Genomic DNA, 17,208 nt, shown 5'->3' on the forward strand with positions numbered 1-17,208 from the left:
CGGCGCCTGCCGCGAAGGCTCCTAGCCTAGATGAACTCGCGCTCGCGCAGCCACTTGGTCGCGACCCACTTCTCGCCTTCGATCACCGGCGCGCCGCCGTGCAGCGTCTTGGTGCTGGCGTGCGGGGCGTGGTAGCTGAAGAAGACCGCGTTGCCTTTGATCGGCGCCACTTCGAGGCCGACATCGGGGAAGGTGGTGCCGCCGCCCTTCTCGGGCGTGTTGAGGTACATCACCAGCGTGCCCACGCGCTGGCCGCCGCGGGCCAGGATGGTCGGCGTACCAGAGTGCACCGGGTCGAAGTAGTCGTGGTGCGGCTTGTACTCAGCGCCGGGCCGGTAGTGCAGCACCTGCAGGCCTTCGCCGTTCTTCACCGGCCAGTTCAGCAGCGCGCCGATGCGCTTTTCAATGCGCTGGCACAGCGCGTTCTCGCCGCGGTTGAAGAACATGCCTTCGCTGGTGCGGGCGGTGTTGACCTCGCTGCCGCCGGTCTCGTTGACCACCGTCTCCGAGCGCACCAGGCGCGGGCGCGACAAGGCCACCAGCTCGTCGCACTCGGCGTCTGTCAGCAGCCCGCCGAACACCACCACGCGCGGCAGCATCATCGACATCAGCACCCGCACCTCGTGGCCATCGGCCATCAGGCGGGTGGTGGATTCTTCCAGCGAGGGCTCGGGCAGGCTTTCGCGCCCAGGGATCGGCTTGCCCTTGGCCTGCAGGTGCTCGGTCAAGGTGACCTCGAGGGCTTCGATCGCCACCTCTTCCGGCCAGCCGCTGTTGCGCATCGCGGCCAACACTTCTTCGGGCGGGAAACCCGATTCGGCCTGGGCCACGATCCAGGCGCGCAGTTCAGGGGTGATCGAGGGGGATATCGTCGTCATGCCCCTATTCTTGCAGCAGTTTGGCGGCCCCTCGACGCCCGGCGGCGACGCTTTTGCAGCCGGGCGTATCCCCCACGGGGCCGTTGGTCGTCAGGCCGGGCTGACGAGCTTGAACGCGTGCACCCAGTCGTTGCGCAAGAAGCCGGGGATGCACCACAGCATGCACAGCGGCTCGATCGCCCGGGCCGCGGCGGCCACGCCCATGTCGGCGCTGTCCCAGCCCACCTCGGCCAGCAGCGTGGTCACGGTGGCCTTGGCGCCGGCGTCGTCGCCGCAGATGAACATCGTCGGCCGCCCGCCGGGCAGTTGGGGGTCGATCATCAGCGCGGCACCGACCGAGTTGAAGGCCTTGACGAACTTCACCGCCGGATGAGCCCGCTGCAGGCGTTCCATCAACGCGTCATCGAGCGTGGTGAAGAAGCGCAGCACACCGTTGTCGGGCGGTGCGTCGGCGATCGGGTTGGTCGCGTCGATCAACACCTTGCCGGCCAGGTGGCGGCCGGCATCGGCGGCCTTCAGCACCGCGTCGGCCGCCCCGCCCTTGACCGCCAGCACGCCGATCTCGCCAAAGGCCGCGCTGTCGGCAAAGCTGCCGACCCGCGCCTTCGGGTGCTGGGCCGACCAGTCGTTCAGTTTGGCCGGGTCACGCGTGCCCAGCATCACCTCGTGGCCGTGGGTCAGAAAGCCCGCCGCCAGCGTTTGCGCCACATCACCCGAACCCAGGATTCCGATCTTCATATCAAGCTCCGTTTTGTGCCTGCCTGCCCGACCACCGGGCCTGCGATGGACTGAACTCTAGGCACCCGACACCGCTACCGGAAGTCACCAGCGCTTGATAGATTCACAACCGCTGGTTGACAATCAGCGGCATGAAGCAACTGCAAGGCTTGTTGGCCTTTGTCGAAGCCGCCAGCGCTGGCAGCCTGGCCGCCGCGGCCGACCGGCTGGAGCTGACGCCCGCCGCCGTCAGCAAGAGCCTGGCCAAGCTGGAGGCGCAGCTGGGTGTGCGGCTGCTGCAGCGAAGCACCCGCCGCCTGGCGCTCACCGCCGAGGGCGAGCGCTTTCTCGACAAGGCCCGCCACGCGCTGCGGGCGCTGGATGAGGCCGTGGCCGACGTGACGCAGAGCGCCACCGAGGCCAGCGGCCGCGTGCGCATCTCGGTCGGGCATGCGATGGGGCGCGACTGGGTGCTGCCACTGCTGCCGGCCCTCAGCCGCGAGCACCCCGGGCTGACGATCGAGCTCGACCTGGACAACCGCCCGGTCGACCTGGTGGCCGAGGGCTACGACATCGGCATTCGCGGCGGTTTCATCGAAGACTCGAGCCTGGTCGCGCGGCGCATCTGCGGCCTGCCGCTGGCCATGCTGGCCAGCCCCGGCTACCTCAAGCGCGCCGGCGTGCCACGCACGGTCGACGAGCTGAGAGACCACGAGTGCGTGGCGGTGCGATTTGCCGGCAGCACGCCCAGCCCCTGGCGGTTTCGCTCGAGCTCAGGCGGCCGCGGGGCGAAGCGCATCGAGATCCAGCCGCAGCCGCGCCTGGCCGTGAGCGACCCGGCCGCGGTGCTGGACCTGGCGCTGGCCGGCGCCGGCATCGTGCAGGCCGGCCTGCACCACGCGCTGCCGTTCTTGCGCAGCGGCCGGCTGAAGCTGCTGCTGGTCGACCAGCACGACCCCGGCGAGCGCGAGGTGGTGCTGCACTACCCGCATCGGCGCTACCTGGCGCCGCGGGTGCGGGTGGTGGTCGACACGCTGCTGGCGCGGCTCGGGCCGCCCAGCGACCTGCACATGACGGCGCAAGACCTGCTGGCCGAGGTGCCCGACGCCGAAGCGCTGGCCGGCGCGAGGCCGGCGGCCGATCAACCGGCCTTGCGCCGGAAGACGAAGCGGTCGGCCTCCGACGCGTCGGCGTCAAAGGCGTAGCCCTCGGTGTCGAAGGCCTTCAGCGCCTTCAAGGTCGAGGCGCGCTGCCGGATCGCATGGCGCGCCATCAGCCCCCGCGCCCGCTTGGCGAAGAAGCTGATCACCTTCCACTGGCCACCGTGCCACTCTTCGAACACGCACTCGATGACCCGCGCCCGCAGCGCCGGCCGCAGCGCGGCGCGTGAATACTCTTGCGAGGCCAGGTTGACGACGATCGGCGCGCGTTCGTCGGCCTGGGCCTCGTTCAGCGCCTGGGCCAGCGTGTCACCCCAGTAACCGTACAGGTCTTTCGCACCGCCGGGCGTGGCCAGGCGCGTGCCCATCTCCAGCCGGTAAGGCTGCAGCCGGTCCAGCGGCCGCAGCGCGCCGTACAGGCCCGACAGGATCACCACGTGGCGCTGGGCCCAGGTCCAGTCGGCCGAGCTCAGGCTGGCCGCCTGCAGGCCTTCGTAGACGTCGCCGTTGAAGGCCAGCGCGGCGGGCCGGCTGTTGCGGCTGGTGAAGCGGGGCGACCAGGCGGCATAGCGGTCGACGTTCAGCTGGGCCAGGTTGTCCGACAGGCTCATCAGCCCGGCGATGTCGTCGGCCGTGTGGCCGCGCAACACCTCGATCAGCCGGGCCGCCTCGTCGACGAAGCGCGGCTGGGTGGCACGCTTGGCCACCGCCGCGGGCAGCGGGCTTTCATAGTCCAGCGTCTTGGCTGGCGACAGCAGAAACAACATGGGCAACGGAAACTCGGTGAGATCGTAGGGGCGGTCAGTCGTGCGGGCCCGGATCGGGCCGCAGCGGCCCCGGCACGCGCCAACGCCGGGTCAGGCCCCAGGTTTCCTTGCGCAACAGGGCGAGCGACTCTTCGCTCAGCGTCGACGGCCGGGGCGGGCCGGCGGTGCCGATCGGCCGGCCCAGGCGCTCGTCGACCCGGTCGCGCCAGGCGGCCTTGGCCGACATCACGGCGGGGTCGAAAGGCTCGCCGATGAACTCGCAGATCGCCGTCATCGCGGCCACCGGGTCGGCATTGAGCCAGCCGTAGGGCACCTGGAACACCTGGCCGGGCGCCAGCGTCGTGGCCTCGGTCAAGGCGCGGTCAACCTGGCGCAGGTAGTAGATCAGTTGGTCATCGGTCTGGTCCAGCCAGCCCCAGGCCTCACGCGGCTTGCCCAGCGCCTGTTCGCGCTGCAGGCGGCGGCGGTACGAATCGACCACCTCGGTCGGCTCGCGCACGCAGGCCAACACCCGCGCCTGCGGAAAGATGCGAAAGATGCGCGGCAGGCAACGCACATGGGCCGGCGTCTTCTCCAGCGGGCGCTGGCCGGGATAGACCCGGTCCGCAGCGAACGCGAAAAAGGCGCGGATCAGGTCGTCTTCGTCGAGCGCGTTGGCATCGCTGCCGGCCTGGGCGCCCAGGTCGGCCAGGCGCTGGTGCAACAACTGCAGGTTCCCGGGGCCACGCAGGTAGTCTTGCAGCATGTGCCGCGGCTGGCCGGCCAGCAGGTTGCGTGGCTCCGAGAAGATGAAGGTCTCGTAGACATGCGGCACCGCGAACAGCGCCGGATGCTGCGACATCGCCAGTTGCAACGCCGAGGTGCCACTGCGCTCCTGGCCGCAAATGAAAACCGGCTGTGCCGCCGTGGCCCAGGCACGCAAGGCGCCCACACTGTCGAACCAATTCATCTGGGCATCAGTCTTCTGCGTCGCGCTCGCCGTCGCCGCGCGAAGCCATGCGCTCGGCCAGGCCGGGCACCGCACCCAGCGCGGCGGCCCAGGTGCGGTGCGGAATGTGGGTGCGCAGGCGGTCGATCGCGCAGTCGACGAGCGCGGCCGGCAATTCATGGCCCACGCCCTGGGCGATGTCGATCGTCGCGTCGCCCTGCAATTCGGCCACGCGCTGCATCGCGGCGCGGGCATGGTCGGCCGGGATCACGCCGTCGTCGGCACCGTGGAAGAAGTGCAAGGTGGTGTGCTGCAGCGCCCGCTCGGGCAACGCGGCGTAGCGGCCGGCGAACGCCAGCACCCGGCCGGCCAGCCCGTCTTCGGCCTGGGCCAGCTCGAGCGCGCAGATGGCGCCCTGCGAAAAGCCGACCAGCGCGGTCGCCGCCGAGCCCACCCCGGTGGACTGCTGGGCGCCGCGCACCCAGGCCGCGAGGCGGGGCAGCACCTGGCGCACCCGTTGCATCCGGTTGCCATCGTCAAGACCTTGCAACGAAAACCATTGCCGGCCACCCAGCGCGCCGCTCGGATCACCGTCGAAGCGGTCGAAGCCATCGGGCGCCAGCACGGCGGCCTGCGGAAAGGCGCGGCGCAGCGAGCCGGCCAGCGTTGCCATGCCGGCAGCGCTGTCGCCCACACCATGCAGCAACAACATCAGCTGCTCGGGCCGCCCGGCGGCGGGCAGCCACTGGAGGACCTGGGGTTCATCGGAAGCCATCTGGCAATTGTCGCCCGGCTTGGAAAAACGTTCCGCCCGGCCTGGCGGCGGAAATCACGGCCAACCGCGCCCATACGCGGCACGGCCGCGATCGGATGCAAGCCCCCCAGCGGGCCGCGGGGTTTGTTCACGCGGCTGCATCCGGCCAGGCAGGCCGGCGCGTAAGCACCGTCACGCCCGCCACGTTGAGCCGGCGCATTCCTTCAGGAGACTTCCCATGAACCGCACTTCCCTGCTCGTCCGCCTGGCGCCGCTGGCCGCCGCCGCGGCGCTGGCCACGCTGGCCGGCCCCAGCCTGGCCTCCAGCCACCGCGAGGCCCCGTTCATCACCGGCTCGCCCAAGGTCGACGGCACCGACTTCTACATGTTCCGCAGCTACGAGACGGGCCGCTCGAACTACGTGACGCTGATCGCCAACTACCAGCCGCTGCAGGCGGCCTACGGCGGGCCCAACTACTTCAACATGGACCAGAACGCGCTGTACGAGATCCATGTCGACAACAACGGCGACGCGAAGGAAGACCTGAGCTTCCAGTTCCGCTTCACCAACACGCTGGCCAACGCCGGCCGCGGCATCGAGCTGCCTGCGGGCAAGAAGAACGTCGCCATCCCGCTGGTGCAGGCCGGCCCGGTGGCCAATGTGGCCGACGCCAACCTGAACGTGGCGCAGACCTACAGCGTGATCATGATGAAGGGCGACCGCCGCCACGGCGAGCCCTGGACCATCACCAACGCCGACACCGGCTCGGCCACCTTCGACAAGCCGGCCGACAACATCGGCACCAAGACCATCCCCGACTACGCGGGCTACGCGGCCAAGCACATCTACAACATCAACATCCCGAACTGCGCGACGCCGGGCAAGATGTTCGTCGGCCAGCGCGCCGAGGGTTTCGCGGTCAACCTGGGCGTGATCTTCGACCTGGTGCACGCGCCGATCGAGGTGATCACCGACCCGAAGCAGATCGGCCTGTTCCCCAACATCATCGCCGACGACAACGTGACGACGATGGCGCTGGAGCTGCCGATCAGCTGCCTGACGCAGGGCAGCGAGCCGGTGATCGGCGGCTGGACCACCGCCAGCGTGCGCCAGACGCACAACATCGACGCCTCGCCGCGCTCGGGCCTGAACAAGGTCGACAAGGACGCCGGCGACTGGGTGCAGGTCTCGCGCCTGGGCATGCCGCTGGTCAACGAGGTGGTGATCGGCCTGAAGGACAAGGACAAGTTCAACGCCTCGCAACCCTCGGGTGACGGCCAGTTCCTGAGTTATGTGACCAACCCGACGCTGCCCAAGCTGCTGGAGATCGCACTGCCGCTGCCCAACAGCGCGCCGACCAACTACCCGCGCAGCGACCTGACGACGACCTTCCTGACCGGCATTCCCGGCGTGAACCAGCCGATGGGGGTGGTCGCCTCCGAAATGCTGCGCCTGAACACCAGCATCATGCCGGTGCCGTTTGCGCAGCAGAACCGCCTGGGCGTGCTCGGCAACATCCTGGCCGGTGGCTCTGACCTGGCGGGTTACCCGAACGGCCGCCGCCCGAAGGACGACGTGGTCGACATCTCGCTGGTGGCGATGATGGGTGGTCTGTGCATGGCCAACGGCAACACCAACGCGCTGGGCCTGGGCGAGAAGTGCAAGCCCAAGTACGTGCCGCTGGGCACCACCGCCTACAACCTGCACGACGCCGTCGACCAGGCCGTGACGCCGTTCCTGAGCGGCTTCCCGTACCTGAACACGCCGACGCCGGGCGCGCAGTAAGCGCCGCCACGTGGCGCTGCATGCAAGCAGCGCCACGCCGGCCCGGCCGGGGCGACCTGGCCGGGCCTGCCTTGTAAGGCCGATCCCCGCTGACCGCGAAAACCGATTCATTCGCCGCTGCCTCGACCGCAGCGGCCCCAGGCCGGAGCCTGACCCATGCGCCCGTTGTTCTTGACGCTCTCGACACTCGCCGCCGCGTGGCTGCTGGCCCAGGCCCTGCCCGGCCAGGCCGCGCCGCGCGTGCCCACCGACGACCACGAGGTGATCGAGCGCCTGCCGGCACGTTTGCCGGGCGTGGCCGCCCGCCGTGCCGGCGCGAGCCAGCGCCAGGCCCTGCGCACCCAGGCAACCCAGGCCCAACCGAACCTCTCACTTGCACTGACCCTGGCCCGCCAGGCGATCGACCAGGCCCGCCGCAGCGGCGACCCGCGCGACTGGGGCCAGGCCCAGGCCGCCCTCGCCCCCTGGTGGGCCGACGCCCAGCCCCCCGGCCCGGTGCGCCTTCTGCGCGCCACCATCCGCCAGGGGCAACACGACTTCACCGCCGCGCTCGCCGACCTGGATGGCCTGCTGGCCGAGCCCGATACCGGCGCGGCCAGCAGCCGGCTCAGCCTGCGGCGCGCCGACTACAGCCAGGCGGCGTCGCCCGGCCTGGCGCTGCGCGCCCAGGCCGAGCTGACGCGCGCGTCGATCCACCAGGTGCAAGGCCGCTACGCCGAAGCCCGCGCCGGCTGCGAGCGCCTGGCCGGCGCCGACTACGCCGCGCTCGGCGCCGGCGTGCAGGCCCCCGCCCGTGCCTGCCTGGCCGAGCTGGGCCAGCTGCAGGGCCGACTGACCGCCCGACAGGCCGACAGCACGCTGGCCGCGCTGGGCAGCGCCGACGACCCCTGGCTGGCCCTGCTGCGCGCCGAGTTGGCCGAGCGCAGCGGCAGCCGCCAGGCGGACGCGCTGTTCCGCGCCGCCACCGCCGGCAACGCCCCGGGCTTGTACGCCCTGGCCGCCTATGCCGACTGGTTGCTCGACCAGCAGCGCCCCGCCGAGGCCGAGCGTCTGCTGCTCGGCTACGACGCGGCCGATGCGCTGCTGCTGCGCACCGCCATCGCCCGTCATCGCCTGGCCCACCCGTCGTCCACGGGCGGCCGCGCTGCCGAGGCCGATGCGCTGATCCCGCAGCTGCAGGCCCGCTTCGACGCTGCGCTGGCCCGCGGCGACCGCAGCCATGCCCGCGAACAGGCGCGGTTCGCGCTCGACCTGCTGGGCGATGCGCCGCAGGCGCTGGCGCTGGCCCAGTCCAACTGGGCCTGGCAGCGCGAGCCGGCCGATGCGCTGCTGCTGCTGCGCGCTGCCGCCGCTGCCGGCCAGCCCGAGGCCGGCGAGCCGGTGCGCCGCTGGGCCCGCGAACAAGGCTTTGTCGACGCGCGCTGGCCGGCGGCGAAGCAGCGCCTCACCATCCCTGCAACCACCTCGGCAACCACCCCGCCCGCCAGCCGGAGCCGCTCATGAGCCATACCCTGTCGAGTGCCCGCATGGAACGCCTGGCCCGCCTGCTGCTGGCCGCGCTGGGCACGGCCGCGGCGATGCTGCTGGTGCCCACCGACGCCCGCGCCCACGCCCCGAGCAATGCCACGCTGAGCCTGGTGGCCGACGGCGCCGTGGTGCAACAGCGCTGGGACATTGCACTGCGCGACCTGGACCGCGTGCTGCCGCTGGACGCCGACGACGACGGCCAGATCACCTGGGGCGAGTTGCAGCAGGCCTGGCCGCAGATTGCGGCGCTGGCCGGCGATGGCCTGCGCCTGGCTGTGGCCCGCCAGAGCAGCGCTGGAACGACGAGCACCGCCTGCGAACCCGGCGCACTGGCAACACCGCGCATCGACAGCCACGCCGACGGCACCTACGCCGTGCTGGAGCGCCGCTGGCAATGCCCCGCCGATGCGGGCACCGCCGGGGTGCAGGTCGACTACCGCCTGTTCGCCGACAGCGATGCGTCACACCGCGGGTTGCTGCAGTGGCGGGCCCATGCGCAGGCGACGGCCAGCACGGCGGTGCTGGCGCCGGCCGCCGGGCCGGTGGCCCTGGCCGGGTCTGACGGCCTGGGGACATTGGCCGGGTCTGCAAGGCAAGGCACCGCCGTCGCCCCCGGCGCCGCGGTCTCGGCCGATGGCACCGGCACCAGCGGCGCGCACGCCAGCACGTTCGGCGGCTTTGTCGCCGAGGGCATTCACCACATCCTGATCGGCACGGACCATGTGCTGTTCCTGCTGGCGTTGATGCTGCCGGCGGTGGTCATGGGTGCACGGGGCGGGGCCGCCAAGCCATCCACCGCCGCGGTCGGCACCCTGGGCGTGGTGGAGGTCACCCCTCGCCCCTTGGTGGCGCTCGGCCGCTCGATCGACGACGCGGCGCCGGCCACCTGGACAGACGCGCTGCGGCAAGTGGCCAAGGTGGTCACCGCGTTCACGGTGGCGCACTCGATCACGCTGGCGATCGCGGTGCTCGGCTACGCCGATCCACCGTCGCGCATCGTCGAATCGCTGATCGCCGCCAGCGTGGTACTGGCCGCGATCGACAACCTGCGCCGGTTCCTGCCTGGCGTGCGTTGGCAGCTCGCCTTTGTCTTCGGCCTCGTCCACGGCTTCGGCTTTGCCGGCGCGCTGAAAGAGCTGGGGCTGGACCCGGGCGCACTGGCACGCACCCTGGTCGGCTTCAACCTCGGCGTCGAACTCGGCCAGCTGGGCATCGTGGCCATCGCGTTGCCACTGGCCTGGTGGGTGCGCAACACGCGCTTCTACCGCCGCGTGGTGCTGGGCGGCGGCTCGGTGGCGATCGCGGCTGTCGCGGCGCTGTGGTTGGCCGAGCGGGCCTTCGATCTGGTGTTGATCAGCTGAGGGCGGCAGCGCGGGGCGCAATGGGCGCGCGGGGCAAGCGCCCCATCGCTCACACGCCAGGCCGCCAGCGGCCGGTGCCGAGAACCGTCAACGGTCGGATGGCCCGAACCTGATCGACCGTCACCTGAAATCCCGGCTCGTGGTCTTGAGCGCCGGCGATTCGGTGTCCAGCGCTCTGAGCAAGGCGCTGTGGTCGACCAACCGTTTGGCCACCAGGTGCCGCACCTCGCCCTGGCACTGCCAGATGCCATAGACGGTGAGCAGGCGCGCCGTCAACATCGGCGTGCGCTGGGCCTCGGCGATCTGCGGCCAGACGATCACGTTGACCGGGCCGGTCTCGTCTTCGAGCGTCACGAAGATCACACCCTTGGCCGTTTGCGGGCGCTGGCGGTGGGTGACCAAGCCACTGGCGCGTGCAAGCTGACCATTGCGGAAACCCTGCAACTCGGCCGATGTGCTGACGCGAAACTCGGCCAGCCGCGGCCGCAGCAGGGCCAGCGGGTGATTCGCCAGTGACAGGCCGGTGCGGCGGTAGTCGGCCAGCAACGCCGCGCCGGCGCTGGGCGCTTCGAGCACCGGGCGCTCGGGCTCTTCGGTGCGGGTCGCGCGCAGCACCGCGGCAGCGGCCATGCGCGTGTCGACCCCCGCCACCTCCCACGCGGCTTCGCGCCGGTGGCCCGCCAGCGCCGACAAGGCGTTGCCGTCGGCCAGCAAGCGCAGCGCATGCGCATCCAGATCGGCGCGCCGTGTCAGGTCTTCGACACTGGCGAAAGGCGCTTCGGCGCGCGCCGTGACGATGCGCTGCGCCGCGTCTTCGCGAAAACCGCTGAGGCGGTTGAGACCCAGGCGCGCCGGGCGCAGCGTGTGCGCCGGTGGGCTGTGTCGCCGTTCGCCTGCTGCGGAACCCGCCGCCGGCTCTGCGCCGCCCGCCAGGGCTGGGTCGGCGTCTTCGAGCGTCGACTCCCACTCGCTGCACATCACGTCCACCGGCCGCACGCACACACCATGCGCGCGCGCATCGCGCACCAGCTGCGCCGGTGCGTAAAAACCCATCGGCTGGCTGTTCAGCAAGCCGACCAGAAAGGCATCCGGGTGGTGGCGCTTGATCCACGCGCTGACATAGACCAGCAGCGCAAAACTGGCGGCATGGCTTTCTGGAAAGCCGTATTCGCCAAAGCCCCTGATCTGGCGAAAGATCGATTCGGCGAAGTCTTGCGAATAGCCCTTTTCCACCATCCGGCCGATCAGCCTTTTTTCGAAGGGCTCCAAGCCACCACGGCGCTTCCAGGCGGCCATGGCGCGGCGAAGCTGGTCCGCCTCACCCGGCGTGAAATCGGCCGCCACGATCGCCAGCTGCATCACCTGCTCTTGGAAAATCGGAATGCCCTTGGTTCGCCCGAGCGCCGCCCTCAGCTCCTCTTTCGGGTAGACCTCGGGCTCTTCGCCGTTGCGGCGCCTCAGGTAGGGGTGGACCATGCCGCCCTGGATGGGCCCCGGCCGAACGATGGCCACCTCGACCACCAGGTCGTAGAACTTCTCGGGCCGCAGCCGAGGCAGCATGCTGAGCTGGGCGCGGCTTTCAACCTGGAAGACACCCACGGCATCGGCGGCACACAGCATGTCGTAGACGGCCTTGTCTTCCTGGCCTTGCAGCAGCTGCTGGATCGGGTATGGCGGCCCGCCGTGCTTCCAACCCACCCAGGTCAGCCCGCGGCGAATGGCGCTCAGCATGCCCAGCGCCAGCACGTCTACCTTGATCAGCTTGAGCGTGTCGAGATCATCCTTGTCCCACTGGATGACGGTGCGGCCCTCCATCGTGGCGTTTTCCACCGGCACCAGGCACGAGACGTCTTCGCTGGCGATCAGAAAGCCGCCCGGGTGCTGGCTCAAATGGCGCGGGAAATCTCGCAACTGGGTCGCCAGCTCGGCCCACAGCTGGATCAATGGCGACTCGGGATCGAAGCCGTGCTCACGCATGTGCACCGGGTCGAAGCGGCCATGGTCCGTCCACCAGGGTTGCTGCTTGGTGACCGCCTCGATGCGGTCGAGGTCGAAGCCGAGCGCGCGGCCCACGTCGCGCAGCGCCGAACGCCCGCGATAGCTGATCACCACGCCGGTCATCGCAGCCCGGTGCCGGCCGTATTTGCGGTAGATGTACTGGATGACCTCTTCGCGGCGCTGATGCTCGAAATCGAGGTCGATATCGGGCGGCTCTTTGCGCTCGATGCTGACGAACCGCTCGAACAGCAGCGTGGTGCGTGAAGGGTCGACCTCGGTGACACCCAGGCAATAGCAGACGGTGGAGTTCGCCGCGCTGCCCCTGCCCTGGCAAAGAATGCCCTGGGACCGCGCCCAATCCACCAGATCCGCCACGGTGAGAAAGAACGGTTCGTACTGCAGTTGCGCGATCAGGGCCAGCTCGCGCTCGATCTGCACGCGAATGCCTGCCGGCACCCCTTGCGGGTAGCGTTTGAGGGCCCCCTGGTCGGTCAGCTCGCGCAGCCAGCTCTGGGGCGTGTGCCCCTGAGGAACGATCTCACCCGGGTATTCGTACGCCAGCTGCTGCAACGAGAACAGGCACCGCTCGGCCCAGTCCACCGAGGCTTGCAGCCACGCCGGGTCATACAGCTCGGCCAGACGCTGGCGAGACCGCAAGTGAGCCTCACCGTTCGATTCGAGCTTCGTGCCGGCCTCGGCCACCGTGCAGCGCAACCGAGTGGCGCGCAGCACGTCCTGCAGCGGCTTGCGCGAGCGGCTGTGCATCAACACATCGCCGGTTGCCACGATGGGCAAGCCGCTCAACTCAGCCACCCGCCGCGCCACGGCGATGCGCTCGTCGTCGAAGCGCCGATGCTGCAGTGCCAGCGCCAGGCCGGCGCGATCCGACCCGAACCAGGTTTTCAGCCACATCGCCTGGGCAAACACGAGCTCGAACTGCGGCGGCGCGGGCTGGCCATCGTCTCCATCAGGGCCATCCACCACCAGCAACGCCAGGCAATCGCCAAGGCCCGCCAGCCCGGAGGCATCCGGCCCCTTGCCTTCCAGGTCTGATGCGTAGGCCAGGTAGCTGCCTTTGTCGGCCCGGCGGCGCGCCAGGCTGATCCATTTCGACAAATTCGCGTAGCCGCGGCGCGTTTGTGCCAGCAACAAAAGCCGCGCACCCTCGCCCGTCGGGCGGTGCGGATGCGTCAGCGCCCGAGAGCCCGCCGCACGGGCCTGCCCGTTGCCAAGCACCCCAGGGGCAAGCCCGCTCATGGCGCCGATGCCAGCACCGGCTTCGACATCGACATCAACATCGGCGGCAGATCGCGCGGAGGCCTGCCGTTGGGCGCTTCTTGCTGGAAAGGCGCGCGGGCGCAACGGCTCTTGCACACCACTCGCCAACCTGATCTCGGCCCCGATGATCAAGTGGAAATTCAGCTTCTTCGCTTCTTCATGCGCACGCACCACACCCGCCAGCGAGCACTCGTCCGTCAACGCCAGCGCGCGGTAGCCCAGCGCGTGGGCCCGCTGCACCAGCTCAGCCGGCTGCGAAGCGCCGGTCAGAAAGCTGAAACTGCTGCGGCAGTGAAGCTCGGCGAAGTCGGGCAGGCCGGCTTCTGGCGTGCTGCGTAGCATGACAACAGATCTCGTGTGACCAGCGGCCGCTGCCGACCGCCGTCGGCATCGTTGGCGGCCAACTCAACGCGGCCCTCGACGACATAACCGGGCAGCCACTCGGATGCCCCCAGGCGGCCGCTTTCGCCGAACTGCGAGGCCAGATCGTCCAACGGGCTGCGCACCCCGCTGCTGCCCACGCGCAGCACATGGGTGTAGATCATCGTCGTGCTGACGTCCGAGTGCCCCAGCAACTCCTGCACCGTGCGGATGTCGGTGCCGGCCTGCAGCAAATGGGTGGCGAACGAATGGCGCAGCGTGTGCGGCGTGGCCGGCTTGGCAATGCGCGCCTCTTGCAGCGCGCGCTTGAAGGCCCGCTGAAACGCCTGCTCTTGCAGGTGATGGCGCCGGCGTTCGCCACCCGAGCGTGGATCGCGAGAGACGCTGCGCTGCGGGAACACCCAGAACCACACCCACGACTCTGCCGCGCGCGTGTATTTGCGAGCCAGTGCATGCGGCAGGTGCACGCCAGCCACGCCGTCGGCCCGATCGGCGCGGTGAAGCTCGCACGCTGACCGCATCTGCGTCTTCAACGGGCCATCCAACGCAGCGGGCAACATGACCACGCGATCCTTGCCGCCCTTGCCGTCGCGCACGATGATCACGCGCCGGGCGAAATCGACATCCTTCACACGCAGCCGGAGCCCCTCGAGCAGGCGCATGCCCGTGCCATAGAGCAGATGGCCAACCAGGCGGTGCTCGTCCGGCAACGCGGCCAACAGGCGCGACACCTCGGCGTGCGTCAACACCACGGGCAAGCGAATCTGGCGCTTGGGCCGCCCCAACTCGGCCATCCACGGCAGCTCTTGGCCCAGCACATGCTGGTACAGAAACAGCAAGGCCGACAGCGCCTGCTTGTGCGTGGATGGAGACACCTGCCGCTCGGCAGCCAGCCAGGTCAGAAAGCCTTCGATCTCAACCCGCCCCATCTCGCGCGGGTGCCGCGCCGAACCATGGAAACGCACAAAAGCCCGCACCCAATGCACGTAAGCCTCTTCAGTGCGCAGGCTGTAGTGGCGATAGCGGATGTGCTCGCGCAGCTGGTCCAGCAGGCGCAGCGATGACGGATCGACATGAGGGTCAGGCATGGGCATGGGCATGGGCATGGGCATGGGCGGAGGCGGAGGCGGAGGCGGAGGCGGAGGCGGAGGCGGAGGCGATAGCGACAAATGAACGGGCCATGGACGGCAAGAACAAACAACAGCAGGCGAAAGAGCAGGCGGCGGGGCCCGAGCCGTATGCGGAAGAGTGCTGTATTTTTGTACAGTATCGCGCTAGCATCGCGCCATGGCAAGCTCGTCTCGCAGAACTCCCCGATATCCCACCGGCCAGCAGCCGGATCTCGCGCCCACCACCCAGCGCCATCGATCCACGCCCGCAGGCATCGACCTCCCGCACACCGACGACCGACGCCGCGATGGTTCGGCGCGACCGACCTGCCCAGCCGACACCACCGAGGTCGTCAAGCGCCTGAAGCCCGGCCAGCCCGGCACCCGCGCGCTGCAACGCCGCTACGGCCCGGCGCTCGTCTGCGTGCGCTACCGCAGAGACGCCACCACCGGCCACACCCGCTTCACGACCGTCGAACTGGTCATCGACCACGGCCCACCCCGTCGTCAACCCTTGGTGCGCGTCACCATCCGCTTCGATGACCTGGACACTCGCCGCCAAGCCATCGCGCTCGGCGCGGAGTGGGACGACGTCCAGAAGACCTGGCGCATGCCACGTCGAGCGGCCATTCAACTCGGGTTGATCAAGAACAAGCGAGCGGGTTGAAGCGACCTCGCCACGCGCCATGGAGCGGCTCGCGCCCGAACCAATGATCTGCTTGCGGCTTCGCTCTCAACACCCGAAGATTTCCATCTGCGGACACTTCGGCTCCCCCCGCCCTGCGAAAATGCCTACCTATGGGCATCGCTTCAAGCCAGAACATCCAGCTATGGGCAGGCATGCCTGCATCTGGCCATGTGGCTTGATGTCTAAAACACGTTAGCCATCATGAGGGACGCCATCCTTCTGTTTCTAGCACTTGCCGCCGTTCCTGTCTTGGCGCGGGAAGAGGAATCCGTGTTCTGCGGAAGCTCGATGGGACACCAATACATTGAGCACGCCCCCGTCTCATGCCCGGAGAATTCCGTTTGCTTGAACGCATGGTTCCACTGGAATCTGCAGGTCGAGAAGGTGCTGGCTGGTCCTAACGTTCCCAGTCAAATGTCGGCGGCAGCCGTGCAACACTCGCAGTACTTGCCCAAGTACGAAAAATCTCTACGCGTCTTTGTCGTCAAGCCAATTGAAGATGAGAGTCAACGTCGTCTGCTTGGCGCGGAATACCTCCTTTTGAGGCACACAACAACCGTTGATCAATACGAGCACTTGTGCTCTCTATCGCCTGCTCAATAGTCACATGGCATCCAAGCGGCTCTGCAGTCTGATGGCTAACCCCTCCGTCAAGGGGACGTCCCGCAAGCGGGCCGCCCCTTACGTCGAACGTTAGCCGTCACATTTAAATCCATGGAGCTCAGTCACGTCACGTTTGCAGGCCCGCTGTTTCAAGAGGGAGCGGCAGTCGTGGCCTCCCTGCCTGACAACCTCGTGGGCCTTCTTCGTCAAATCAACGGCTTCATTCTGTTTGGCGGTGGTCTTCATGTTCGCGGCGTGTGTGAAGAGCCTGAATGGCACAGCATCGCTTCCGTGATCGCTGGCCCCACTGCTCTTCACAAGCTCTACCCGTCTCTGCAGCCAGGCGATGTGCCATTTGCTCAAGATTGCGTAGCGGACCAATACGTACTGCGAGATCGAAAAGTACACAAGCTGGAAGCCGAAACTGGTCACTTGGTAGCTCTCGGCCTCTCTCTGCCAGAGTTCTTTGCTGCCGTTCAGTCCAGTCCAATCGAATTCCTGACAATGCAGCCGTTGCTTCGTCATCAGCAAGATGGCGGTTCGCTCGAGCCCGGGCAGGTCTTGCACGTCTACCCACCCTTTTGCACTAAAGAGGCTGCAAATGGCGTGTCGCTCAAGCCAGTTCCTGTTCAAGAGGCAATCGCGTTCTTGGCCGATTTCTCAAGCCAAATTTCCTCATTGGCGCCAGGCCAGAAGTTCAGTGTCAAGGTGGTGCCATAGTGCCGGCTAACCCCTCCGTCAAGGGGACGTCTTGCGGCAAGCCGCAAGCCGCCCCTTACGTCGAACGTTAGGCCTCGTCAGTTCGAATTAATCTTGGCGTCGCCCAGAACCCATTCCAAGCGAAGACCGCATGCCGATAGAAGCCTGGGATCCCAACGAGGAGCCTTACGTCAAGAAGAACCGTGTACTTCAGGTGGCTTCCGTACTTCACGCCGCTATGGCAGTTGCGCTGCCCGCTGTATTCCCGAGAGGCTTTCCATACACGTTTTCGCTGTGGCTTCTGTGGCCACTGTGGCTGTACCCTCTCGTGAAGTTCCGAGACGGCTCTACGATTGGCGTTGTCCTCGCCATAGTGTTTTCGGCACTTCTTCTGGCCATCCTAGTTCCCCCTCTTTTCCTCATGCTCGCCCTCTACCTAGGCGCGCACAATTGAGTGTCGTTGCGAACTCTCAATGAACAACTACCCCAATTGCGAAGTCTCTCTTTCCCAGGCGAGGCCTAACCCCTCCGTCAAGGGGACCTGCCTGCGGCAGGCCCCTTACGTCGAACGTTA

General features: G+C 68.4%; 12 protein-coding genes and 1 pseudogene. 6 read left to right on the top strand and 7 right to left on the bottom strand.

Features of this window, described 5'->3' with window-relative positions; genetic code table 11:
- Window positions 1–26: 26 nt before the first annotated feature.
- Together ACE3SG_RS27745 and ACE3SG_RS27750 are read right to left on the bottom strand one after the other, a co-directional pair.
- Entirely contained in the window at window positions 27–878 is an 852-nt protein-coding gene (locus ACE3SG_RS27745; protein WP_374569506.1) for a 2OG-Fe(II) oxygenase, read from the bottom strand.
- Between the two features lie 90 nt (window positions 879–968).
- On the bottom strand, window positions 969–1,616 hold the full coding sequence (locus ACE3SG_RS27750; RefSeq protein WP_374569507.1) for an NADPH-dependent F420 reductase: 648 nt from the start codon (window positions 1,614–1,616) through the stop codon (window positions 969–971).
- 131 nt (window positions 1,617–1,747) lie between these two features.
- On the opposite strand from ACE3SG_RS27750, the gene ACE3SG_RS27755 reads away from it, so the two are divergent.
- Complete coding sequence (locus ACE3SG_RS27755; RefSeq protein WP_374569508.1) at window positions 1,748–2,800, top strand: LysR substrate-binding domain-containing protein; 1,053 nt, start codon at window positions 1,748–1,750, stop codon at window positions 2,798–2,800.
- On the opposite strand, the gene yaaA is transcribed toward ACE3SG_RS27755, so the two are convergent.
- From yaaA to ypfH, 3 genes are read right to left on the bottom strand one after another with little or no spacing between them, the layout of a single operon-like run.
- The gene (gene yaaA, locus ACE3SG_RS27760; protein WP_374569509.1) at window positions 2,737–3,522 is read right to left on the bottom strand and encodes a peroxide stress protein YaaA; all 786 of its coding nucleotides are present in this window, start codon (window positions 3,520–3,522) and stop codon (window positions 2,737–2,739) included. The genes ACE3SG_RS27755 and yaaA overlap by 64 nt on opposite strands.
- Window positions 3,523–3,556: 34 nt before the next feature.
- The gene (locus ACE3SG_RS27765; RefSeq protein ID WP_374569510.1) at window positions 3,557–4,471 is read right to left on the bottom strand and encodes a sulfotransferase; all 915 of its coding nucleotides are present in this window, start codon (window positions 4,469–4,471) and stop codon (window positions 3,557–3,559) included.
- Window positions 4,472–4,478: 7 nt separating this feature from the next.
- A complete protein-coding gene (gene ypfH / locus ACE3SG_RS27770; protein ID WP_374569511.1) occupies window positions 4,479–5,225 on the bottom strand; it encodes an esterase in 747 nt (248 codons plus the stop codon).
- A 217-nt stretch (window positions 5,226–5,442) separates the two neighbouring features.
- On the opposite strand from ypfH, the gene ACE3SG_RS27775 reads away from it, so the two are divergent.
- The 3 genes from ACE3SG_RS27775 to ACE3SG_RS27785 all read left to right on the top strand — a co-directional run bounded on the left by ACE3SG_RS27775 (window position 5,443) and on the right by ACE3SG_RS27785 (window position 9,878).
- Window positions 5,443–6,990 carry a DUF4331 domain-containing protein gene (locus ACE3SG_RS27775; RefSeq protein WP_374569512.1) on the top strand — a complete coding sequence of 516 codons (1,548 nt, stop codon included), beginning with the start codon at window positions 5,443–5,445 and terminating at the stop codon, window positions 6,988–6,990.
- A gap of 156 nt (window positions 6,991–7,146) precedes the next feature.
- Entirely contained in the window at window positions 7,147–8,493 is a 1,347-nt protein-coding gene (locus ACE3SG_RS27780; protein ID WP_374569513.1) for a hypothetical protein, read from the top strand.
- The gene (locus ACE3SG_RS27785) at window positions 8,490–9,878 is read left to right on the top strand and encodes a HupE/UreJ family protein (protein ID WP_374569514.1); all 1,389 of its coding nucleotides are present in this window, start codon (window positions 8,490–8,492) and stop codon (window positions 9,876–9,878) included. Before ACE3SG_RS27780 ends, ACE3SG_RS27785 begins: the two co-directional genes overlap by 4 nt.
- 120 nt (window positions 9,879–9,998) lie before the next feature.
- Here ACE3SG_RS27785 and ACE3SG_RS27790 read toward each other — a convergent pair whose 3' ends face one another.
- Complete coding sequence (locus tag ACE3SG_RS27790; RefSeq protein ID WP_374569515.1) at window positions 9,999–13,496, bottom strand: error-prone DNA polymerase; 3,498 nt, start codon at window positions 13,494–13,496, stop codon at window positions 9,999–10,001.
- Between the two features lie 140 nt (window positions 13,497–13,636).
- Window positions 13,637–14,629 (bottom strand): annotated as a pseudogene (locus ACE3SG_RS27795) (integron integrase); the annotation flags it as partial.
- 193 nt (window positions 14,630–14,822) lie between these two features.
- Here ACE3SG_RS27795 and ACE3SG_RS27800 point away from each other — a divergent pair.
- Both ACE3SG_RS27800 and ACE3SG_RS27805 read left to right on the top strand, forming a co-directional pair.
- Entirely contained in the window at window positions 14,823–15,311 is a 489-nt protein-coding gene (locus tag ACE3SG_RS27800) for a hypothetical protein (protein ID WP_374569516.1), read from the top strand.
- 792 nt (window positions 15,312–16,103) lie between these two features.
- Window positions 16,104–16,655 carry a hypothetical protein gene (locus tag ACE3SG_RS27805; RefSeq protein ID WP_374569517.1) on the top strand — a complete coding sequence of 184 codons (552 nt, stop codon included), beginning with the start codon at window positions 16,104–16,106 and terminating at the stop codon, window positions 16,653–16,655.
- Window positions 16,656–17,208 lie beyond the last annotated feature (553 nt).

It is taken from the genome of Ideonella sp., assembly GCF_041914305.1.
In the GTDB taxonomy this organism is placed as follows: domain Bacteria; phylum Pseudomonadota; class Gammaproteobacteria; order Burkholderiales; family Burkholderiaceae_C; genus Ideonella.

What these genes read in the sequence shown, in the direction of transcription:
- ACE3SG_RS27745 (WP_374569506.1), bottom strand. Translation starts at nt 878, where the DNA reads ATGACGACGATATCCCCCTCGATCACCCCTGAACTGCGCGCCTGGATC.
- ACE3SG_RS27750 (WP_374569507.1), bottom strand. Translation starts at nt 1,616, where the DNA reads ATGAAGATCGGAATCCTGGGTTCGGGTGATGTGGCGCAAACGCTGGCG.
- ACE3SG_RS27755 (WP_374569508.1), top strand. Translation starts at nt 1,748, where the DNA reads ATGAAGCAACTGCAAGGCTTGTTGGCCTTTGTCGAAGCCGCCAGCGCT.
- yaaA (WP_374569509.1), bottom strand. Translation starts at nt 3,522, where the DNA reads ATGTTGTTTCTGCTGTCGCCAGCCAAGACGCTGGACTATGAAAGCCCG.
- ACE3SG_RS27765 (WP_374569510.1), bottom strand. Translation starts at nt 4,471, where the DNA reads ATGAATTGGTTCGACAGTGTGGGCGCCTTGCGTGCCTGGGCCACGGCG.
- ypfH (WP_374569511.1), bottom strand. Translation starts at nt 5,225, where the DNA reads ATGGCTTCCGATGAACCCCAGGTCCTCCAGTGGCTGCCCGCCGCCGGG.
- ACE3SG_RS27775 (WP_374569512.1), top strand. Translation starts at nt 5,443, where the DNA reads ATGAACCGCACTTCCCTGCTCGTCCGCCTGGCGCCGCTGGCCGCCGCC.
- ACE3SG_RS27780 (WP_374569513.1), top strand. Translation starts at nt 7,147, where the DNA reads ATGCGCCCGTTGTTCTTGACGCTCTCGACACTCGCCGCCGCGTGGCTG.
- ACE3SG_RS27785 (WP_374569514.1), top strand. Translation starts at nt 8,490, where the DNA reads ATGAGCCATACCCTGTCGAGTGCCCGCATGGAACGCCTGGCCCGCCTG.
- ACE3SG_RS27790 (WP_374569515.1), bottom strand. Translation starts at nt 13,496, where the DNA reads ATGCTACGCAGCACGCCAGAAGCCGGCCTGCCCGACTTCGCCGAGCTT.
- ACE3SG_RS27800 (WP_374569516.1), top strand. Translation starts at nt 14,823, where the DNA reads ATGGCAAGCTCGTCTCGCAGAACTCCCCGATATCCCACCGGCCAGCAG.